Below are 20121 nucleotides of genomic sequence, written 5' to 3'. Positions count from 1 at the left end.
TCCAGCCTGGAGCGAGCCTTTGAAAATCATGCGCTGTTCCGCACTTGACGAAATCAGGGCACAGCCTGGCTTAGTCTTCCAGAGCCTCTTCCGTGCCTTCCGCGCCTTCCGCGCCTTCCGGATCAATGATCGCTTCTGCAATTAGTCCAGCGTTTTGGCGGATCGCCAACTCGATCTCCTCGGCAATTTCCTGATTTTCCTTCAGGAACTGCTTGGCGTTTTCGCGTCCCTGACCAAGCCTCTGGCTGTTGTAGGAGAACCAGGATCCGGACTTTTCGACGACATTGCCCTTGACGCCAAGATCGATCAGTTCGCCCATCTTGGAGACGCCTTCACCATAGACAATATCGAACTCGACCTGCCGGAAGGGAGGTGCCAGCTTGTTCTTGACCACCTTGACCCGGGTCTGGTTGCCAACAACCTCGTCACGATCCTTGATCGCCCCGATCCGGCGGATATCCAGGCGGACGGAAGCGTAAAACTTCAGCGCGTTACCACCGGTCGTGGTTTCCGGGGATCCGAACATCACACCAATCTTCATCCGGATCTGGTTGATGAAGATCACCATCGTGTTTGATTTCGAAATCGAGGCGGTAAGCTTGCGCAGCGCCTGGCTCATCAGGCGGGCCTGCATTCCCGGAAGGCTGTCGCCCATCTCGCCTTCCAGCTCGGCTTTCGGCGTCAACGCGGCAACGGAATCGATCACCAGCACATCAATGGCCCCGGACCGAACCAGCGTGTCGGCAATTTCGAGAGCCTGCTCTCCCGCATCCGGCTGTGAAATCAGAAGATTGTCGATATCAACGCCGAGTTTGCGGGCGTAAAGCGGATCAAGCGCATGCTCTGCATCGACAAACGCGCAGATACCGCCCTCCTTTTGAGCCTCAGCAACGGCATGAAGGGCAAGAGTTGTTTTACCGGACGATTCAGGACCGTAAATCTCTACGATACGGCCGCGTGGCAGTCCGCCGATGCCCAGGGCGATATCGAGCCCAAGGGAACCGGTAGAGACAGATTGCACTTCAACGGCCTGCCCCTGGCCCATCCGCATAATGGAACCCTTGCCAAAGGAGCGTTCAATCTGGCTGAGCGCTGCATCCAACGCTTTTGTCTTATCCATCTGGCTGCTTTCTACGAGACGAAGTGTACTTTGCGACATGGCTTACGCTCCTTATTCCACGATGGACGCGTTGTTTCAATGGATGGGTTTGTACACTATTTGTTCCAATTGCACAAGCCTCGCGAAGCAATTGGTTTTTCAGTAGAAATGGACCTTTGTTTCCAATATGTTCTGAAATGGTTCCAGTCTTGGTCACCGGGTATCAGAACAAGCAGCAAACATGGCGTGATTCTTCCTTGCTGCAGAATCACTCGGCCGGATTGGAGTTGCCGAGGGCAAAACGATCTGCTAGCCCGCACCCCGTTCAGCAACCGCAGCGGCCCGCGGGGCGCGCGCAAACCGGAAGCGCCAGACAAGTGTCGACACAACCAGACTGCCGATTAATCTCGATTGGCGCGGTTCATCAAGATACGATCGCGCATGCACGCATAAACGTTCACCGCGAGACGTCCACCCCTGCCCGCTTCAACACCAGGCCCGGCGGCGTTGCAACAAATATTGCCCGAACGGTTTCGCGCCTGGGTGTCGACACCACACTGATCGGTCTTACGGGAACGGATGCGGCGGCGCGCGAACTTGCCGATCAGTTGACGGACGAAAGCCTCAAGCTCGAGCTCGTACAAAGAAATGGTTTTGCGACTGGCCGGTATCTAGCGCTTCACGATCCGGATGGATCGCTTGCAGCCGCCTGCGTCGACGACACGATCCTGACCGAAGCGCCCGAGACAGTGTTTGACGGTGTGATCGAAGCCGCGATGCAAAACACGGCGATGCAAACGATTTGGTTTCTCGACGCGAATTTACCGGAAGAGATGCTGGTTCATGTCGTCGGCAAATTGGGGAAAGGTTTCCTGTTCGCCAACGCCGTTTCAGATGCAAAAGCCCCTCGTCTGCGTAAGCTTCTTCCAAAGATCGATTGCCTGACGCTCAATCACGGTGAAGCCGCAGCTCTCTTGCAAAAGGCACCATCATCAGCACCGCAGGATCTCGCGAATGCTCTGATCGAGACCGGATTGAGAAAATTCGTCCTCACGGGCGGGCGAGACGCGCTTCTTGTGCAGACGGGCACAGGGATTGAAAAAATGGTGCCGCCATCAACCGAAATCATCGACGTGACGGGTGCGGGCGATGCACTGACTGCCGGGACGATTGCAGCACTTGCGAGGGGGTTTACGTTGAACCAAGCAGTTCCTTACGGCATGCGGGCCGCACAACTGACACTGCAAAGCACGGGCGCCTTTGCGCAGCACCTCTCATGGGACGCACTCTAGATTTTGACCAGACGGACAAGCAATAGCCTTGCGCCCGGAAGCGCGCACCTTTAAGGGCGTCACTTTGACCCTTTTGGATTTGTTCGGTGACAGCCTCAACGGAAAGGCCCTGAAACGTGACCCATTCTGCCGACAATGCCGCTCTGGCCCAGCTGCTGGTATATAGCGACGAAGTTCAAAGCGCCCTGAAAGAGGGATTGCCGGTCGTTGCGCTTGAATCGACAATCATCACACACGGCATGCCCTTCCCGAGAAATGTTGAGACAGCTCGTTTCGTGGAGGCCGACATCCGCTCGCAAGGCGCTGTTCCTGCAACAATCGCAATCATGGACGGCAAGATCCATGTCGGCCTCAGCGACGCGGAACTCGACCGGCTCGCACAGGCTGAAAACGTGATGAAATGCTCGCGTGCGGACCTCACATTCGCGCTTTCGACTGGCCGGTACGGCGCGACAACGGTTGCCGCGACGATGATGGCCGCGCATCTGGCGGGGCTGAAAGTGTTTGCCACCGGCGGCATCGGCGGTGTCCACAAGGGAGCGGAGGACACGTTCGACATCTCGGCAGACCTTGACGAGTTGGGACGAACGCCCGTTTGCGTCGTCAGCGCGGGAGCAAAGGCACTTCTCGACATCCCCAAAACGCTTGAAGTCCTGGAAACGAAGGGGGTTCCCGTGATCGCCTTCGGCACGGATGATCTACCGGCCTTCTGGTCCCGAAGCAGCGGACTACCGGCACCTTATCGCCTCGATACGGCCACCGAAATTGGCGCTCTTTTGAAGATGCGTGCAAAATTCCCTGACCATGGCGGCGTTTTGATCGCAAATCCGGTACCCGAGGCAGACGAAATTGCACGCTCGGAGATGAGCGGATTTATCGATGCTGCACTAGCCAAGGCTGCTGCGGAAAACATCAGGGGAAAGGACGTCACCCCTTACGTGCTCGGGGCCATTTTTGAACTCACCGAAGGCCGCAGTCTCGAAACGAACATCGCACTCGTGCGCAACAATGCGCGCCTTGCAGCCAGAATCGCGGCGGAACTTGTCTGAAGAGGCCGGAAATGTAGTTGGTATTCGGGTACTGGGCATTCAGGTACCGGGTCTTCGACGAGCAAGATCATTCCGGGGGTGACACATGTCGCGGTCAAACAAGTTGGTCAGACATTTCCGAGATCCGGAAACGTGATGCGGCCAGGCGATAGAGAGCTGTTGCAAAGCGGGCTTAAGGCTATTTTCGCGCAAGCACGTTTTTCCAGCATTGATGATGCACGGCTTCCGGCAGACCGTAAGCCGTTGACAGAGCGGCGTAAGCCTGCCCTTACTTGCGGCACAATAGTGTAAAGGGGACGGCCCGGCAGCCCAGCTAGAATACAGGAGCTGTTGAAGAATGTTTGGAAGAGGAGGTCGAAAATGACAGACGCGTCTACACCAGCAAGCACGGAAACAGCGGCGGCCCCCGCCGGTAGCTTTTCACCTCTTCAATATCTGGATCGTGCATTATCGACATTGCGAGACATAGGGATATCTCCGGAATCGGAAGCAGACGCCCCGATCAACGCTCTTCTCGAACAGATTTCGGACCTTTCGCCAGACAAGGTTCTGGTAATCTCGCGCACGCTCAGCCAGGCGTCGAACTTCAATGAAGTTGTACGCACCCAGGTCCAGCAAATGGATATCGGCGAGCGCTATGAGGAAATCACCGAGGCGTTCAACTCCATTCGCGACGACGCAAAGAGCCTTGTCGACCAGCTCGCCGACGGCAAGATCTCCTTTACTGAGAACATGGCCAACAAGTGGCGTGACATGCGTCGGGGAACCATTTCCGACCGCTTCCAGGACATCCGCGGAACATACAAAGAAGTTGCACACGCGACCAAAGATCAGATCGAACGCGAGCAGACGATTCTGGAGGCCTACCGCGATTTCCGCGGAGCATTGAAGCAGGCCGAAGTCACGGCGCTCGAATTGCTGAACATGGCAACGGAACAGCTCAACGGCAAAAAGCTCGCTCTGGAATCGGCCTCCAATGAGGTCGAAGCCTATACGGGTGAAGATCCGGCCCAGAAGGCGCGCCTGGAGCTTACGCGCGACGAGCGCCTGCGCGAAATGCAGGACGAGGAAAAGCGCTACCAGATCGCCAAGGATCTCTCCGACAACCTGACGGTCGGCTACAACACGTCCGAGGTCATCATGGCGCGGCTTGTTCAAACGACCAACGCCAAAGAGCGGGTCTATGCCCAATCGGTCAGCTTCTTTTCGACAAACGAATCCGTTTTGACAGCTCTGAACGCTTCTTTCACAGGATTGCAGGGACTTCATGAATCCACCGAAACGCTGAACGCCATGAAAGACGGGATCAACAAAAGCCTGGAAACGCTCGCTGAGATCGGCGACGCAGTGCAGAAGGAAGCCTTGAAGGCGGGCTATGGTCCGACGGTCGCAGCGGCTTCGGTCAAGAAGCTGGTCGATTCCGTGGTGAATTTCCAGGTCCAGTCGCGCGAGATCATTTCCGAGATGCGCGACATGTCGACCAAGAATTCAGAGGAAATTCGCAATGCGGTCGAAGAAGGCAAACGCCGCTTGGCCAAGCTGACCGCTCAGGGACAAGGCCTCTGATAACATTAGATCGCTTGCGGCCGGCGTTCGCCGGCCCAAGGTCGTGATTGAAGACAGGTATCGATGGCAAGCACGGCGAACAAATCCGACGCCCCTCTCGACGACCTCATGATGGTGATGGACGTGGTCGACACGCTCCGTCACGAGGAAGGCCAGGTCACCCGGGAATTGAAAGCCGGCAACCACGATGCGGCAATGCTTGAGAGGTTGCGGCAGGTTTATGCCTCGCAGGGCATCGAGGTTCCCGATCACATCCTGAAAGCCGGTGTTGAAAACCTCAAGCGGGATCGCTTTGTCTACTCGCCGCCCAACACCGGGTTTCAGCGTTCCCTGGCGATGATCTACATCTCCCGCGGCACGTGGTCCAAATGGCTTGCGGCCGCCGGTGCCGTCGTCATTGTTGCCGCCGCAGCATGGTATTTTTTCGTCGTCATGCCGCAGCAACGTGCCGAAGCGGAGCTACTCGCACGGCTTGAAGCTCTGTCCTCGAATTACACAGAGCTTGTTCAGCGCATTGACGGATTGACGGAAGACGGCACCGTCGAAGCAAAGGCTGCTTCGCTCGCCGAAGATGGCCGCCTTGCTTTACAGGACGGCAACAACGAAGCCGCGTTCAAGGCGGAAGCCGACCTTCGGTCGTTGGCGGGCCGGCTGCAGGAAGTCTTCGAAGTCCAGATCGTGTCGCGCCAGGGCGAACCGACCGGACTGACACGCATTCCGGAGGCAAATCCGAATTCGGAAAATTTCTACATTGTCGTCGAGGCGATCGATCCTGATGGAAACACCATCAGCCAAACGATCCTGTCTGAGGAATCGGGTACTTCCGAGACCGTCGATAAATGGGGCCAGCGCGTCTCGGAAGCGATCTATGACGCCGTACGGCGGGACAAGATGGAAGATGGCATCGTCCAGAAGGGAGTTCTCGGCCAGAAACGGCGCGGCGAGATCGACATCAATTGGCGCGGCGGCGTTCAGGATGGAGCGATAACGACATGGTAGCAAGGCTTGGCCCTGCGGCAACACCGGTGACCCGCACATGCTGACCGGGCGGCAGACCCTTGGCACGATCGAACAGTCGCTCGCAGATCTCAGGCGTGAAGAAGCAGAGCTGAGCAAACGCATCGAGCGTTCGACGCGGGCCGTGACGGACCTGCAGGAACGGCAAAGTGAGGCCTACCGCGATCTGGCGCGGTTCCGGCTGGACACGGACGCTGCCGGAACGCTCAACACCCGGTTGGACAGCGCAGCGCGCGAGGCCAGGCGCCTTCTCGACAAGCGCAGCGACGACTACAAGGTTTTGAGCGAGCAACTGCGCCAAAGCGAGACGGAGCGCAGCCAGAACCAGAAAAAGCGTCAGGAACTCGATGACGCACGCGATGCGGCCGAGAACCAGATGGACGACCTGATGGAAGCGGTCGACGGGCGCCTGGAAAGCGACAAATCGTATCTGGCGCAGCGCGATGCCACCGAGCGCGCCATCGCGACAGCGGAAGCGGCGGAAGAGAAGGCCAGGACGTCAGACCAGGATCGTGACGTCAAGGGCAAGGCCTATGATGCCGATCCGCTCTTCGTTTATCTCTGGCAACGCGGCTATGGCACGCCGGACTACCAGTACCGGGGCCTTACCCGGTCCCTTGACCGCTGGGTCGCCGGCCTGATCCGCTTCGATGATGCCAGGGCAAATTATGCCATGTTGACGGGAATTCCCGGACGCATGGCGCGGCACGCGGAACGCTGCGCAGAAATTGCAGCTGCGGAAGAGGAAAAGCTCGCGGAATTCAGCCGCAATGCGATGACGGATGCTGCCGGAACGGATCTCGTCGGCTCGATCGAAACCTATAGTGACGAAATCGAACAGATTGATACCGATCTAGAAAAGCTGGACCGGCAGATCGAAACGCTTTCAGGCGCTCTTGCCGAATTTTCCAGCGGCGAGGATGCTGATTTCCAGAAAGCCGAGCGGCATCTGTCGGAATCGCTCAAGGCAGATGATCTGCATGATCTTTGGCAGGCGGCCATCGACACCCCCTCTCCCGAAGATGAAAAGATCGTTCAGCGCATAGAAGATTTCAGGGACCGAGTTGAACAGGTCGCGCGGGAAATACGCCAGGACCGCGAATTACAGCGCGATATCGGCCGCCGGCGAGCTGAACTTGCAGATGTGATCAAGCGTTTCCGATCCAAAGGCTATGGCAGTTGGGAATCCACGTTCTCCGACGACAAACTCACCACGGTTCTGCTCGGCGAGCTGGTCAAGGGTGCTATCACGGGTGCCGACTACTGGGCACGCGCAGAGCGGTCGCACCGGCGCCGCAAGCCGCGCGGTCGCAAGGTGGCTTTTCCAAACGGCACGGGACTACCGAAATCGATGGGCGGTTTCGGACGATCCGGCCGCAGATCCAGCGGCAGGGGCGGCAAGTTCGGAGGCGGTGGTTTCAAGAGCGGGGGAAGTTTCGGCGGTGGTGGATTCAAGACCGGCGATCAGTTCTGAATTCATCATTTGCCCGCTATTTGCCACAAGCTTTCGGTAGCATTGACTGGCCAGACCTGAAACAACGTATCGTGAGATGCGTGAAGTGTAGTTGTGTCAATGACTGGACCTGGACTAGAACATGGTTTGACCGGACTGAAAAACACATCTTTTGAACTTTGGACCACCTTATGCGACACATCGTAATCTTCGGCTTTTGCGCCCTCGCCCTCGCTGCCTGCCAGTCCACCAACCAGACGGCTTCGCTCGGCAACCAGCCGCGACTTGATGTTCCCGCGGGAGCCCAAAGCGTCAACATCGCTGCCGACCCCGTCGCGGTACGCACGGCACTGGTGTCGAGTGCACAGGAACGGGGAACCACGATCCTCCAGAACCAGCCCAACATGGTGATCCTGGAACGCCCGATGGCCGGTGAGAACCCGACACTCGACAGCGAGTTCGGTCCATCCGACAATGGCGATCGCGTCATTCGCATTAGAGTACGGTTCACCGGTTCGCAGTGCCAGACACTTGCGGTCCAGGATCTTGCCGTGATCAACAATGTCCGCACCGCCCTGGAACAGAGTTTCGTGCTTCCGGGCAACCCCAACACACTGCAGAGCCTGCAGGGTCTCAAGTCCAGGGCAGAGCAAGGCAGCCCCTGCCCGCGGATCGCGTCCTGATCCAACAGGATCCTGAGCGGCGACTCGTTCAATCGGGATTCATGGAATCTTTAGATCCAACTGGGCATCTGAGAGGTGTCTGACAAGAGATAGTCCGCGTACCGGGAACCGGCGCCTTGCTTTAAAGGCACAGTTCCCCAAGACACACATGAGCAGGTTCTGATGAGGCTGATCGCCAAAGCAATCAGTAGGGAATACCTCAATGTGTCGTTCAAGAGCGGCGCCAACACCGTTGAGATCGTCGAGCGCCCGGGCCGTTGGATGGACACTGATCGCCTTAAGGGCTTCCAATCGGATCTGCTAACCGTCGCGACCGCCTCTCTTGAGAGCGGCGCGCTCGACTATGGAGTTTTGTCCGGCAAGCGCGAACGGCTCGAAAACGCGATCATCACCCTTGTCCGTCGCTCGAAAGATCAAAAACCGATCGCGTTCAATGCGTTGTCGCTCATGGATGTTCAGCAGTCCGGGACCTTGAGGCGCGTTATCCATCTCGGTCTGGTCATGGTGGATCCGTCAGAGCGCCAAAAGGGACTGTCATGGATCCTGTACGGCCTGACATGCCTTTTGCTGTTCATTCGCGGCGGCTTGCGGCCCCTTTATGTTTCCAACGTTACGCAAGTGCCCGCCGTTGTCGGCATGGTCACGGACACTTTTTCGGAAGTAAGCCCGACACCGGAAGAGCCGGAACCCAGAGATTTTCGCAAAGTCTTGATTGCCCGTGAGATCATGCGATCCCATCGCAGCGTGTTCGGCGTTGGTACTGACGCTGAATTTGATGAGAAACGCTTTCTCATCAAAAACGCCTATACCGGCGGTTCGGATGATCTGAAAAAAACCATCGAAGAAGCATCAAAACATCGCGACGAGAAATACAATGTCTGGTGCGCGCGGGAGCTCAACTACGACCGTGGTGACGACCTGTTGCAGATCGGCCTGATCGATCTCGCAGCGGCACAAAGATATGTTTCCCGGTCCGTTCCGCGGGGGTCTCTGATACAACTCGCCGCATTGGGTGTCCTTGTTATCACGCGGCGGGTTTTCCTACCGGTGGCCCACTGGTTCAATTCGAAAAAAGACTACGGACTTTTGCGGGCGCGATGACCTTTACCTACTCCGAATTTACCACTCGCAACATCGGTTTCGTCACCGAACAGCAGCAGCAAAAGCTGAACGACGCCTGCGTCTTTGTTTGCGGAACCGGGGGCATGGGGGGCGCAGCGATCCAGTCGCTCATACGCTCCGGCGTCGGAAACCTGATACTGGCCGATCTCGATTGCTTTGAGACGTCCAATCTCAACCGGCAGGTCTTTGCCAACCTCCGCTCTCTTGATCATCCAAAGGCAGAAGCGACAAGAGACCAGTGCCTGGAGATCAACCCAGAGGCCAAGATCGATGTTTTCGATGCCTCCTGGACGAATGCGGCTTCAGAACTCATCTCGAAAGCCGCGGTTGTTGTGAACGGCACCGACAATCTTGCTGCGACCCTGCTTCTGTATCGCACCGCGCGTAAACTCGGCCGACCGGTGATCGACGCCTACGCATCGCCATTACCGTCGGTTTATGTCACCAGGCCCGGGCGGCCGACACCCGAGGAACGCCTGCGGTATCCGACAACACAGACGCAATGGGACGCCATCACGGACACGCAGCGCAGCGAAGCGTTTTTCGCTGAAGCCGTGTTCGTGATGCTGAATTCGTCATCCCGGCACTACATCGATCTGGACCTTGCAGCAGAGGTTGCGGCCGGACGGCGCAGCCGGATGTCGTTTGCCCCGATGGTGATCAACACCGGAGCGCTGATGGCCTACGAAGCGCTTGGACTGCTGCTCGATTTGCCGAACAGCACCGACGAACGCGGATGGTTTTTCAATCCTTATAAAGCAAAGATCGAGCGACCGTTGCCACGCCCGCTTGCCGCGATCCTGGAACCGTTCGTGCGCCGGCAACTGGCTGGCATGATCGGGTCGTCCGATGACTGAATCGCAACTCGTAACCGATCTGACGGTGACCCTGTCGGCGGTGGCAGGTCTTCTGATTGTCCGCTACCAGATCGATCCGGCAGGCGGCGGTGTCGCGGGCCGTTTCCGCTTTACCCTGATGGTCGTTGCAGCGTTCTATTTTCTGCGGGCTGCCAGCTGGCTGGTCACAATCGACTTTATCCGCAGCGCCATGTTTTTGGCGGCAGCACTCATACCCGTTGCGGCACTGCTGCTTGCCGAAGGCTTTTTGCGGCGGCACGCACCCGGGTTTGTCAAACTGATGGTAGTTGCAGGTATGGGAGCGATCGGGTTTACGGCCCTGTTTCTGCCCAGCGCGATCACTTTCTCACCAACCTTTTTGTATCTGGTGTTGATCTATCAGTTTGTGTCTTTTGCACTCGTCTTTTATCTGCTCGTGACGCGTGACCGGCAAAGCCTGTCACAGACGGAAAACATCGCGATCAACCGCTTTGCAATCGCAATTCCGATCGTCATGATCCTTCTCCTGTCGGACTACGACCTTCTGCCGCCTGAACACCTGCCGTACCTTTCCGGCCTTGGTGCGTTGACCGTCGCCTGGGTTGCGGTAACGCTGGAAGCGCGAATAGCGAGTGCGGCGCGCGTATTTTTTGCAGTCGCCGCAATCGCCCTGACCGCTGGACTTGCCGCGTGGCTGATCGATCTCCAAACCGGGCTTTCCGCAAAGGAAACGCTGGAAACGCTGGCAATCGTCGTGTCGCTGATGCTCGTGCTTGTTCTCGGTCTGTCGTCTGCTGCCATCCGCCGAGACCGCCGGCAAACCTCTTTGCTTGGAGCCATGCGAAAAACGGAGAGCCTTGAAGACTTTCTTGCAGCACTTGATCGCTACGGTCTGACGGCAGGATACACCATGATCCGGGGAGACGAACTTCAGGACTACGACAGGGAGACGCTTTTCAATCATTTGAAACCGAGTGGTGCGATTGCCTTGTCAGACCTTCCCAAAAACAAGTCTCACGATACGGCAGCGCAAAGCCAGCTGAGGGAATTGCTTTCACGCGTCGGCGGTAATGAAGTCATTCTCGTTGCCGAAACGCCGTTGACCGTAGCGGTGGGGTCGCCCGCAGGTTTCGCCGCAACATCAAGCAGCAGTCTGCGGTCTGCTTTCGCAATCGCCCGCGTCATTGCCCAGCGCGATTCAATCTTGAAGGATACGGTATGAACCTGCGGATTGAGACTGGTAACTTCGACGATTTTTTCGAAGCACCCTTCAATGCTTACGGTTCGCAGAGTCCCTTCGTCTCGCCCCTGCGCTCCGATTTGCAGAGGTTCGTGTCGCATGACAAGAACCCGTTGTTTTCAGATCAGGGCGAGATTTCGATATTCACTGCGCTCAGAGACGACCGCCCTATTGGCCGCATTACTGCTCATGTCCACACTGCCTCAAATGAATTGCACGGATTGCGGCGCGCCTATTTCGGATACTTTGACTGCGCGGAAGACAAGGAGGCGGCTGGCGCTCTCCTGAACGCGGCAGAAAACTGGGCGCGAGAGCGCAAGCTTGAGGAAATCGCCGGAAATTTCAATCTGACGGCCATGCAGCAGATCGGTGTCGTCACCGACGGGTTTGAGAACACGCCCTATACCGATCAGGTCTGGAATCCTCCACACATTACGCAATTTCTGGAGGAGTTCGGCTATTCGGCTGAATTCCCGATGGCAACTTTCGAGATCGATCTGAAGAAAAAAGAAGCTCCGGCGATCGGGCCGAAGCAGCAGGCAGTCCTGGACGATCCGGACTTCCAGTTTGCAAAGATCTCGCGCTGGAACATCAAGGAGCGAATGGAACAGGCGCGCTTCCTGTTGAATTCCGCTTTTGCCAAAAATCCCATGTTCGTTCCGGTGAGCGCCGAGGAATACAATTTCCAGGCCAAAGACATGGTCTGGATCATCGATCCCAGGATCTCTGCCCTGCTGACCTATCGCGGCGAGCCTGTGGCGACAATACTTTGCGTTCCGGATCTGAACCCGTTTCTTCAACGCATTCGCTCACGCCCGGGCCTGTCGATGCCGTGGCACTTTCTGCGCCACAGGTTCACCAACCGCCGCGCCATTCTGATTTATGCCGCCGTGCGCGCCGACATGCACGGGAAAGGCATCAATCCGGTCGTGCTGAGGCAAGTCATTCTGTCCATGAAGGCAACCGGTTACGAGACACTCGGCAACACCTGGATCGCCGACGTCAATCCGGCGAGCCTTGCTCAAACGGAAAAGGCCGGAGGGCATCAGCTTCACCGCACGCACCTTTTCAGAAAGGTGCTCAAGTGACCCCGGACTTTCTTGAAAGGATCGCCGAAGAAGCCAATCTGGCACCGTCGGCACACAACACACAACCGACGCGCTGGCAGGCTGACGGCGACAACGCCATTCTTCTTAGTCTGGAGCCTTCTCGGCTGCTCCCGATCGGCGACCCTGAAAACAAGGATGCGCGCTTGAGTGGGGGCGCCGCCCTTTACGGGACAATCCTGGCTCTGGCCCGCAATGGCATGGGAACGTCAGGATGGGAAGCCGACGGGGATCGCGCCCGCATTCAGCTATCTTCCGACGCGGGTCCCGTGCTACCGGCTGAATTGCTCAATAAGAGAACCACCTTCAGAGCTGGATTTGAAGCACCTTCAATCGACGCCCGCAAAGCGCTTGAGGAGATTTGCGCCTCCAGAGACGATACGGCCCTGACCCAGGCGAAGGACCAGATCGAGGCGCTGTCCGAATGGAATGATCAGGCGAGTCTGGCAATCATGCGCGCGCCCGACTTCCGGCGCGAACTTTTGGATTGGATGCGGTTGAGCCGGTCTAACCCGCACTGGGACACCGACGGACTATCTGCAGACGCGCTTGCAATGTCAGGGCTGGAGGCCCGGGCCGCTGGGCTGGTGTTGCGCCGCCCCATGTTTGAACTGATCGATCGCATCGGTTTTGCCAAGGCCGTGGTTTCCGAACACAGCAAGACCGTAACCGCAACGGGCCTGGTCGCCTTTCACAGGCCACAGGGGGAAGACCGCTGGACGAGCGGTGGCAGGTTCTATGATTTCTGGATCGCCCTCACCCAGGCAGGTTTTGCCGCCTGGCCGATGGCCGTTCTTGCGGACAATGCAGCCGCGCGGCAAGAGGTTGTTCGCCTTTACCGCTTGCCCGATAACCGCGACCTGACCACGGTACTGCGCGTTGGACCACATCCGGGAAACAGGCAACCGCCAAAAGCCCGATTGGCTGCGCGCCAGCTCCTCATAGAAGCTTGAGGTATTCCAGAAGCGCGTCTTTCTGGTCTTCCGTAAGGTTTTTGAACTCGCTTTCGTGCCCCTGAGCCCCAAGGCCGTATGTACTGACATCGATCTCCGCTGCAAGCGACCAGGGGATGTGCTCGTTGCCTGGCATCCATCCTCCATTTCCATCTTTTTGCCCGCGTATGCCGACCTTTTTCATATCGAGAGAGTGCCCACCGACAACAAATTTGTGCGGACGCTGGTCCGGACGCATCAGGTGCCACAGCGTTGGAACACTGCCATTGTGGAGATAAGGCGCGCTAGCCCAAATGCCGGTTAGCGGCGGGGCAGCATAGGCACCTGTGCTTTTGGCGCTGATGTAACGACCGAACAGGCCGGCATTGACCGCCTCCGCGACACTTTCGTCTGTCAGTTCCATAAGCCGTCTGTCGGTTCCGACATCGCCTAACCAATTGGGGAACGAGATGAGTTCAGGTGTTTCGAGACTGCTGTTGTAAACGCCATGACAGCGACTGCACTTTGCAGCATAGACCGACTGCCCGAGTTGCAGCTGTGTTCTGTCTATCTGCCCCGGAAACGGTTGAGGCCGATAAGTTGTCAGCCATTGGAGGACGGCTTCCGCATCTTCGATATGCGCCTCGGCAACCTCCCCGCTAACACCCATGCTCGGAACAGTGAAATAGGCGATAACAGACGCCATTTCCTGGAGATGCTTGTTGTCGAGATCCTCCGGTCGCGTCTCCGATTGGAGATCACTTCCAGGCGGCGCATAAACGGCCGAATTCAGGAAGCTTCGCCTCCAGTGCCGTTCACCCAGATCCGGGATGGAGTTGAAGGCGCTCTTCTCGACGGTTGCGCCGTCCGGAATGAGGTCCAACTGGTTTTTAAGGGCATCCAGACCATTCGTCGCTCCGGGCAGCCCGGCCGAGAATGGCAGCAACCGGCCAAAGGTTTTTTGCCGCTCAACGATCTCCTTTTGAAGAAGGGGCAGGATCGCAATACGCAAGGTCTGCCGCTCCTGCCAGGTCGTCTCGGGAAAAAGCTGCTGAACGGTTTCCAGCAAAAGGCCGCTGTCGTCACCATAGGTTTTGAAAGCGGAAAAAAGCGCAGACGCATAAGCTTCCAGATTGATCGAACTGTTTGGCATGCCAAGCCAGATCCGCTCGGTGTCCGGCGTTCCGTCTGCCGTGTAGGTCACGCTCGCATGGCAGGCGGCACATCCGGTATTGGCGATGGTGACAGCTGTCGGCAGAAAATCGTGGCTTGCAAGGCCTGTGTTGAGGCCTACCGGCTTGGACAGATCCGGCTCCGACAGCCCGCTTGGCCAGTTCGCAATCTTTCCGGGACTGTGAAACCCGAAAGTGCGGAAAAGTGCACTGATATCCACCTCGCCAACGGCATTCAAATCCCCATGCGTCTGTTGCAGAGCCAAAGCCGAGACGGCGAGTTTCCAAGGAACCGCCGAGGTTTTGAGTGTGTCTGTGCTCAGCGCACCGAAATCGCCGAAACCGAAGGTAGCTATGCCGCGATCCCGCTCAGACTGAAACGCTGGTTCAAGTGATGCCAGCGCCGTCGACGACGTCCGAAGGTCAAAAGGTTTGCCGACCAGGAGTAGCGCCGCAATACCGCAGAGAAGCAGAAGAACGGCAAACGCAATGCGTTTCATGGTGCCCTTTCAATCCAACGCGTGACAGCCGTTTCATAAAACGGGCTTGAGCCGTCATATGGCTATTCAAAGGGATACTACAAATGGGAATGCCTTTTTGTGAACACATCCGATTTCCGGTCATTTGGTAAAAACCCAAGGCATTCCCTCCTTGCACAATCTGCACAGTCGGTTTGAAGCGCGGCCGTCCTGTCCGCGCTCCAAATCCATGACCTTGCGCTGTTCAGGCGGGCACTGCGTCCGGCGAATATTGGGCCAGAAACTCAGCACTTGGCGGGATCGGCTTGATCACATCGATCATCACGCCATTCGGATCTTTCGTGATGAAATGACGCTGACCGAAGGGCTCATCTTTAAGAGCCAGCAGGATCGGCAGGCCTTTCTTTGAAAGCTGCTCGTAGAGATCGTCCACATTGTCCACTTCGAAATTCAAAAGAAGCCCCGCAGCTTCACGTCCCCGCCCCTCTTCAGGAACGGTCTCATGGTTTTTATCGAGAATGGCAAGGTTGACCTTTTCGTCTTCCTCGGACTGCAGGTGGACATACCAGTCGGCTTCGAACGCAGCCCTGAAGCCAAAGTTATCTAGGTAGAAACGGGCCGTCTCGCCGACGTTTTCCGTCATGAGAACGGGATAGTATTGAGTGCATTTCATGGCATTTCTCCTTCGTTTTCCCGAACTATCCACGCTCTTGAGACATTCAGGCTTTTCCTTCGGCATAAAAAGACATACAGTCTGTATGTAAAAATAAATTAACATACAGGCTGCATGTATGCAAGTTGAAAAACCTCGCCGATCTCAAGCCGAGCGCCGGGCTGAAACACGGCGCGCCCTCCTGCGTGCCGCGCGCAAGCTGATTGTGGAAAAGGGGTATGCGGAAACGGGAACACCCGACATTGTGAAGGCGGCCGAAGTCACCAGAGGCGCGCTCTATCATCACTTTGCCGACAAGGCGGACCTGATGCGTGCGCTTGTGCGCCAGGAAGCCGCAGCCATCGCGACCGAGATAAACGCCGATACCAGCACGGATCAGACACCTCTCGATGCGTTCATGGCGGGGGCACGTGCCTACTTCACGGCCATGTCGGCACCGGGCCGCGCCAGAATCCTGTTGCTGGAAGGACCCGCAGTCCTCGGTGTCGAGGAGATGGCTGTTATCGACAGGGAAACAGGCGGCGCGACACTCCTGGAAGGTCTTCAACATGCTGCCGCGCACGGCGCACTTGAGGGCATCCCGCTCGAGCCGCTTGCAGACCTCCTGTCCTCGTCCTTCGACCGCGCAGCACTGGCCATCGCCAACGGTGAAGATCGGGAAGCCTACGAACGCGCAACATTGTCACTGCTGTCAGGGATCCTGAAAGGCTAGGAACGAAGTCGGCTCGCACGTTGGTCCAAAAGACCGCCACGATCCCAAATCCTGTACGCAGACTTTGTCAGTCGCAGGCGCAGGAAATCAGCGAAGCCGTGTCGTAAAACTCGAAAAAGAAGACGATCTTGCCGTTCTCGAACTTAATGTAGTCGAGTTTCGGCGTATCCATATACTTTCCGGTCTTCTTGTTGGTCCAGGCCGTCGAGCCGAAGGCGCAGATCGTATTGCCGTCAACGACATAATCGGCAATCGTGTAGTGGTCCATCGACCAGTCGGATTTCAGACCTTCAAGATACTGGATAACCTCTGCTTTGCCCTGGCTCGGTTTTGTGAAATCAATAGCCGGATCCTGCGCCATCGCGAGCGACTTGAAATCGATGTTGTCGGCAAATAGATCCAGCCAGGCATCGACGCTGCCGCCCTTCGTGTCGTTCCACAATTCATAGCAGCGCTTCAAAGCGCTCAAATTTTCGCTCGCAGTCATTTTTGCCTCCCCGGACCGTGTATTAGGTACAATTGAATTGTACACGCCTTTGCAACCAGAAATAACCCTGCCGATCTTGACCGTACGAGTTCCGGTTGATCGGCGTGATCGAAATGACATCTCTCGCCGCAGACCCTTCCAAAACGGCATCAAGCGTTCGGTGTCTCAAATCCCAGGTCCATTCGCAGCCTTTTTTAAGCCCGCAACAGGATCTTGATTGAAATTTGAAAGAAAATCCGCCGCATCGCCCCATTCCTGACTCAGAATCCGCTTATTTCGGGTTCCGGGCGAGAACGTATGGATGTTGTATGAAGCGCAGAGACTTTCTGATCGGAGCCGGCGTTGTTGCGGGAGGCGGCCTGACGACGGCGGCCATGATACCCGGTCAACTGGAAGCGGGATTGCAGCTGGCGCAAAGCGCCATTGACACCCGCAAGGATCCGCTGGTCCGGATCAATTTTCAGCGGGACCTTCTCCAACCGGAGCCCTGGGCTGAAAAACTGATTTCGGCAGCCGAGGACCAGATTGGTGTCACGCTGATCTATGATCCCGCCTATGTCGGCCTCAGCTTTCCGAACGGTGACCTGCCCCGGGAACGCGGTGTCTGTACCGACGTGGTCGTGCGCGCCTATCGAGACGCGTTCGGATTTGACCTTCAAAAAGAGGTCAATGCGGACATGAAACGCCATTTCGCTTCCTACCCGAAGATCTGGGGCCTCAAGCGGCCGGACCGCAACATTGATCACCGGCGCGTTCCGAACCTTCGGACATTCTTCGAGCGCAAAGGCGCATCACTCCCGGTCAGTGACCGGTCCGGAGACTACTTTCCCGGTGATGTTGTCTCACAGATGTTACCCGGCAATCTGCCGCACATGGCGATCGTCACGCAGCACCGGTCTCAGGATGGCAAGCGGCCGCTGATCATTCACAACATTGGCGCCGGCACGCGTCTGGAAGACACGCTCTTCGAATTTGAGATTACCGGGCGGTACCGGTTCAAACCAGGCATCAGCAGTTAACGAGCCTGATGATTTTTGCTTCAGTGTCGACACTGAATCGGCTTTTAGCGTTCACAAGTTTCGCATCTGCCAACCGGCGGTAAGAGCGCCGATCCTTACAAAACCGGGAACCAAAACCTCACAACATCAATAAGACCTGTGCGACACGGGTCACAAAGGTCTTTAGTCAGTATTGGCCTTATTGCTCGCCGAGGCTCCCGCGACCACCTCAGTTGGATGGATCGTAAGGCAGAGAGGAGTGATGAAGGATGATTTTCAGGTCACCTGATTCGTCTTGCACGTATCCAAAAGTGTACTCTACCTTGACTTCCTTCCCGTCAGGCCCGGTAAAGAAGTAGTTGCCCATCGCCATTGCGGTATCATCCGCTGTGTGGATCCCGATGTTTTCCCAGCGAACCTTAGTCCACCCCTTGGTTGCAAAACCGCTGTCTTCCGACCCTTCAGTTCCAATGAAGTAGCTCAGCGCTTCGTCAAACGTTCCTCGGAATTGATCTTCTGCGGCCAACGTTGGTTTAAACATAACGTCTGCGTCGCCATAGGCATAAAGTGTGTTGATATGTTCTTCTGCTCGCGCTTTGAAGTCGGCTCCTTTTTCATGCAGTTTCGCTATCTCAACGATGCCCTCGCCCCAGTCTTTCTGGGCATCGATGACGGCTTGCGTTGAAATGCCCTGACCAAAGGCTGCACCTGCAAACAAGAAGGAAAGCGCTGTGCTTGCCGCAAAAATAGACTTGATGGCCATCATAATTCCTTCACCATTGGTTGAGTCACGCTCTTGAAGCTCGCTAAAATTGAATAGAAGTTTGCTTATGTGACGCGATTATGTCGGCCAGCCTAGAGCCTGAAATTTAAAAAAATTTATCTTCGTCAACGCTGTACCAGGTAAGCGTAGCTCCCCTTCGATCTGCGTGTGGAACTGACCCCGTCAGGATAGCCAAGGCTGATCGCACGGTACGCAGTCCTTAGCAGGCTTTAGGAACCGCATTTTGCTTAAGTTCTCAGAGATGTTTTCGCATTATCGGCCGCGTTGGTGAGCGACGTGCGGCTTCGGAAAAACCTGCTCGTTTGAACGTTTCGAGAAAACCGGTCCAAGCGTATACAGGCGGGTACTTCTCTTTAGGTGTGTCGATAGGATAGCCTTCAACGACAGAGGCACCCTGGGCGCGCGCCCAGTCTGTCGCAGCATTCAACAAGGCTAGAGACAGCCCCTGGCGTCGAAAGCCCTTGTCGATAAAGAAGCAGGAAACGCTCCAGACATCCTGATCGTCGACCGGTTTCAGTATTCGTGAAGCGGCAAGGCGGGGAAAGGCTGATCTCCGGTCAATCTGGATCCAGCCGACGGCTCGTTCACCGCTCATCGCAACCAACCCGGGGACCTCGCCACTGGTGAAGAGGGCCTTCATCGCGACTCGATTGCCCTCGCCCTTCCCTGCCTCCATTTCCTGGGCCGTCTGCCGCCACAACATGCACCAACAGCCGCCGCAGCCACCTTTTTCGCCCATCACGGCCTCAAAGTGGGCCCACGTTGCCAGCCGGATGTCAAAGCTCATCGAAGATACCAGTCGGCTTCCCGTCGATTGTGAGCATGTTCTTGCGCCTCCAGTAGTCGCGTACACCGTCTTCTCCCATGTTCTCATAAAATGGAACAAGTTCGGCGTCAGCACGATTGGCCTTGAAGTCCATCAAAGGAACCCCGGTTCCACAAGACGTCTGGACGAGATCTATCGAAAGATCAAACACCTGGCGGCTTCCGGCAATCTCCGGAAAATCCTCAAGCAACACTGGCCAGCTTTCATCGCGGGGATGCCGAACCTTTGCCTGGCCATAAAGGCGCAGGATCATCGCCGCCCCTTCGAACGCGCAGAACATCAGGGTCATGCGGCCTGTCGCCTGAACATGCGCGGCGGTTTCATTCCCGCTTCCGCTGAGGTTCAGCCATCGCACGCGGGTGTCTTCAAGAATCTGGAGTGTGTCCATGCCCTTCGGTGAGACATTGACGCGTCCGGCCACGTCTGCCGTTGCGACAAAGAACATGTGCTGGCGATCGATAAACGAACGCAGGGTTGAATTGAGAGAATGTGCAGTTGCCATGAAAGGAGCCTGTTCCGTCCCGGGTTGATCTGTTTGCGGGATTTGTAAACGAGACATACTGACAACAGGCTGTCAGTATGCTGATGCCGATGC

20 protein-coding genes are annotated in these 20121 nt (G+C 56.7%); 13 read left to right on the top strand and 7 right to left on the bottom strand.

Annotated features, from left to right (window positions below; translation table 11 throughout):
- Nucleotides 1–70: 70 nt before the first annotated feature.
- Nucleotides 71–1159 (bottom strand): recombinase RecA, encoded by a 1089-nt coding sequence (gene recA, locus Q0915_RS05745; protein WP_299474548.1) that lies wholly within the window; start codon nt 1157–1159, stop codon nt 71–73.
- Between the two features lie 317 nt (nt 1160–1476).
- On the opposite strand from recA, the gene Q0915_RS05740 reads away from it, so the two are divergent.
- The 11 genes from Q0915_RS05740 to Q0915_RS05690 all read left to right on the top strand — a co-directional run bounded on the left by Q0915_RS05740 (nt 1477) and on the right by Q0915_RS05690 (nt 13416).
- Entirely contained in the window at nt 1477–2391 is a 915-nt protein-coding gene (locus tag Q0915_RS05740) for a PfkB family carbohydrate kinase (RefSeq protein WP_299474545.1), read from the top strand.
- 116 nt (nt 2392–2507) lie between these two features.
- On the top strand, nt 2508–3440 hold the full coding sequence (locus tag Q0915_RS05735) for a pseudouridine-5'-phosphate glycosidase (RefSeq protein ID WP_299474542.1): 933 nt from the start codon (nt 2508–2510) through the stop codon (nt 3438–3440).
- Between the two features lie 360 nt (nt 3441–3800).
- A complete protein-coding gene (locus tag Q0915_RS05730) occupies nt 3801–5006 on the top strand; it encodes a cell surface protein (RefSeq protein ID WP_299474539.1) in 1206 nt (401 codons plus the stop codon).
- Between the two features lie 63 nt (nt 5007–5069).
- Nucleotides 5070–6005 (top strand): DUF6384 family protein, encoded by a 936-nt coding sequence (locus Q0915_RS05725; protein WP_299474536.1) that lies wholly within the window; start codon nt 5070–5072, stop codon nt 6003–6005.
- Nucleotides 6006–6042: 37 nt separating this feature from the next.
- Entirely contained in the window at nt 6043–7497 is a 1455-nt protein-coding gene (locus Q0915_RS05720; RefSeq protein ID WP_299474534.1) for a hypothetical protein, read from the top strand.
- Nucleotides 7498–7667: 170 nt separating this feature from the next.
- On the top strand, nt 7668–8159 hold the full coding sequence (locus Q0915_RS05715; protein ID WP_299474531.1) for a hypothetical protein: 492 nt from the start codon (nt 7668–7670) through the stop codon (nt 8157–8159).
- 162 nt (nt 8160–8321) lie between these two features.
- Nucleotides 8322–9260 (top strand): hypothetical protein, encoded by a 939-nt coding sequence (locus Q0915_RS05710; RefSeq protein WP_299474528.1) that lies wholly within the window; start codon nt 8322–8324, stop codon nt 9258–9260.
- The gene (locus tag Q0915_RS05705; RefSeq protein WP_299474525.1) at nt 9257–10138 is read left to right on the top strand and encodes a ThiF family adenylyltransferase; all 882 of its coding nucleotides are present in this window, start codon (nt 9257–9259) and stop codon (nt 10136–10138) included. Before Q0915_RS05710 ends, Q0915_RS05705 begins: the two co-directional genes overlap by 4 nt.
- The gene (locus Q0915_RS05700; protein WP_299474522.1) at nt 10131–11339 is read left to right on the top strand and encodes a hypothetical protein; all 1209 of its coding nucleotides are present in this window, start codon (nt 10131–10133) and stop codon (nt 11337–11339) included. Before Q0915_RS05705 ends, Q0915_RS05700 begins: the two co-directional genes overlap by 8 nt.
- The gene (locus tag Q0915_RS05695; protein WP_299474519.1) at nt 11336–12445 is read left to right on the top strand and encodes a GNAT family N-acetyltransferase; all 1110 of its coding nucleotides are present in this window, start codon (nt 11336–11338) and stop codon (nt 12443–12445) included. The genes Q0915_RS05700 and Q0915_RS05695 overlap by 4 nt, the downstream gene beginning before the upstream one ends.
- Nucleotides 12442–13416 (top strand): hypothetical protein, encoded by a 975-nt coding sequence (locus Q0915_RS05690; RefSeq protein WP_299474516.1) that lies wholly within the window; start codon nt 12442–12444, stop codon nt 13414–13416. The genes Q0915_RS05695 and Q0915_RS05690 overlap by 4 nt, the downstream gene beginning before the upstream one ends.
- On the opposite strand, the gene Q0915_RS05685 is transcribed toward Q0915_RS05690, so the two are convergent.
- Nucleotides 13403–15067 (bottom strand): hypothetical protein, encoded by a 1665-nt coding sequence (locus Q0915_RS05685; RefSeq protein ID WP_299474513.1) that lies wholly within the window; start codon nt 15065–15067, stop codon nt 13403–13405. The genes Q0915_RS05690 and Q0915_RS05685 overlap by 14 nt on opposite strands.
- 223 nt (nt 15068–15290) lie before the next feature.
- A complete protein-coding gene (locus Q0915_RS05680) occupies nt 15291–15719 on the bottom strand; it encodes a VOC family protein (RefSeq protein ID WP_299474510.1) in 429 nt (142 codons plus the stop codon).
- A gap of 118 nt (nt 15720–15837) precedes the next feature.
- Between Q0915_RS05680 and Q0915_RS05675 the strand changes: the two genes are divergently transcribed.
- Nucleotides 15838–16431, top strand: coding sequence for a TetR/AcrR family transcriptional regulator (locus Q0915_RS05675; RefSeq protein ID WP_299474507.1), 594 nt, complete (start codon nt 15838–15840; stop codon nt 16429–16431).
- Nucleotides 16432–16498: 67 nt separating this feature from the next.
- Here Q0915_RS05675 and Q0915_RS05670 read toward each other — a convergent pair whose 3' ends face one another.
- Nucleotides 16499–16918: a nuclear transport factor 2 family protein gene (locus tag Q0915_RS05670; protein WP_299474504.1), complete on the bottom strand. Its 420-nt coding sequence runs from the start codon at nt 16916–16918 to the stop codon at nt 16499–16501.
- Nucleotides 16919–17226: 308 nt separating this feature from the next.
- Here Q0915_RS05670 and Q0915_RS05665 point away from each other — a divergent pair, with 308 nt between their 5' ends.
- Nucleotides 17227–17937, top strand: a complete 711-nt coding sequence (locus Q0915_RS05665; RefSeq protein WP_299474501.1) for a DUF1287 domain-containing protein — start codon at nt 17227–17229, stop codon at nt 17935–17937.
- A gap of 208 nt (nt 17938–18145) precedes the next feature.
- On the opposite strand, the gene Q0915_RS05660 is transcribed toward Q0915_RS05665, so the two are convergent.
- The 3 genes from Q0915_RS05660 to Q0915_RS05650 form a co-directional block, all read right to left on the bottom strand.
- Complete coding sequence (locus Q0915_RS05660) at nt 18146–18679, bottom strand: phosphoribosyl-AMP cyclohydrolase (protein WP_299474498.1); 534 nt, start codon at nt 18677–18679, stop codon at nt 18146–18148.
- A gap of 256 nt (nt 18680–18935) precedes the next feature.
- Nucleotides 18936–19487: a GNAT family N-acetyltransferase gene (locus Q0915_RS05655; protein ID WP_299474495.1), complete on the bottom strand. Its 552-nt coding sequence runs from the start codon at nt 19485–19487 to the stop codon at nt 18936–18938.
- A complete protein-coding gene (locus tag Q0915_RS05650) occupies nt 19477–20028 on the bottom strand; it encodes a pyridoxamine 5'-phosphate oxidase family protein (protein ID WP_299474492.1) in 552 nt (183 codons plus the stop codon). The genes Q0915_RS05655 and Q0915_RS05650 overlap by 11 nt, the downstream gene beginning before the upstream one ends.
- Nucleotides 20029–20121: the final 93 nt, after the last annotated feature.

This window comes from uncultured Roseibium sp. (assembly GCF_947494555.1).
Classification (GTDB): Bacteria; Pseudomonadota; Alphaproteobacteria; order Rhizobiales; family Stappiaceae; genus Roseibium.
This window is presented reverse-complemented; position numbering and strand designations above follow the sequence as displayed.

Bases quoted from the DNA above. Each gene is read 5' to 3' on its own strand.
- recA (WP_299474548.1), bottom strand. From the start codon at position 1,159: ATGTCGCAAAGTACACTTCGTCTCGTAGAAAGCAGCCAGATGGATAAG.
- Q0915_RS05730 (WP_299474539.1), top strand. From the start codon at position 3,801: ATGACAGACGCGTCTACACCAGCAAGCACGGAAACAGCGGCGGCCCCC.
- Q0915_RS05725 (WP_299474536.1), top strand. From the start codon at position 5,070: ATGGCAAGCACGGCGAACAAATCCGACGCCCCTCTCGACGACCTCATG.
- Q0915_RS05720 (WP_299474534.1), top strand. From the start codon at position 6,043: ATGCTGACCGGGCGGCAGACCCTTGGCACGATCGAACAGTCGCTCGCA.
- Q0915_RS05715 (WP_299474531.1), top strand. From the start codon at position 7,668: ATGCGACACATCGTAATCTTCGGCTTTTGCGCCCTCGCCCTCGCTGCC.
- Q0915_RS05710 (WP_299474528.1), top strand. From the start codon at position 8,322: ATGAGGCTGATCGCCAAAGCAATCAGTAGGGAATACCTCAATGTGTCG.
- Q0915_RS05705 (WP_299474525.1), top strand. From the start codon at position 9,257: ATGACCTTTACCTACTCCGAATTTACCACTCGCAACATCGGTTTCGTC.
- Q0915_RS05700 (WP_299474522.1), top strand. From the start codon at position 10,131: ATGACTGAATCGCAACTCGTAACCGATCTGACGGTGACCCTGTCGGCG.
- Q0915_RS05695 (WP_299474519.1), top strand. From the start codon at position 11,336: ATGAACCTGCGGATTGAGACTGGTAACTTCGACGATTTTTTCGAAGCA.
- Q0915_RS05685 (WP_299474513.1), bottom strand. From the start codon at position 15,067: ATGAAACGCATTGCGTTTGCCGTTCTTCTGCTTCTCTGCGGTATTGCG.
- Q0915_RS05680 (WP_299474510.1), bottom strand. From the start codon at position 15,719: ATGAAATGCACTCAATACTATCCCGTTCTCATGACGGAAAACGTCGGC.
- Q0915_RS05675 (WP_299474507.1), top strand. From the start codon at position 15,838: ATGCAAGTTGAAAAACCTCGCCGATCTCAAGCCGAGCGCCGGGCTGAA.
- Q0915_RS05670 (WP_299474504.1), bottom strand. From the start codon at position 16,918: ATGACTGCGAGCGAAAATTTGAGCGCTTTGAAGCGCTGCTATGAATTG.
- Q0915_RS05665 (WP_299474501.1), top strand. From the start codon at position 17,227: ATGAAGCGCAGAGACTTTCTGATCGGAGCCGGCGTTGTTGCGGGAGGC.
- Q0915_RS05660 (WP_299474498.1), bottom strand. From the start codon at position 18,679: ATGGCCATCAAGTCTATTTTTGCGGCAAGCACAGCGCTTTCCTTCTTG.
- Q0915_RS05655 (WP_299474495.1), bottom strand. From the start codon at position 19,487: ATGAGCTTTGACATCCGGCTGGCAACGTGGGCCCACTTTGAGGCCGTG.
- Q0915_RS05650 (WP_299474492.1), bottom strand. From the start codon at position 20,028: ATGGCAACTGCACATTCTCTCAATTCAACCCTGCGTTCGTTTATCGAT.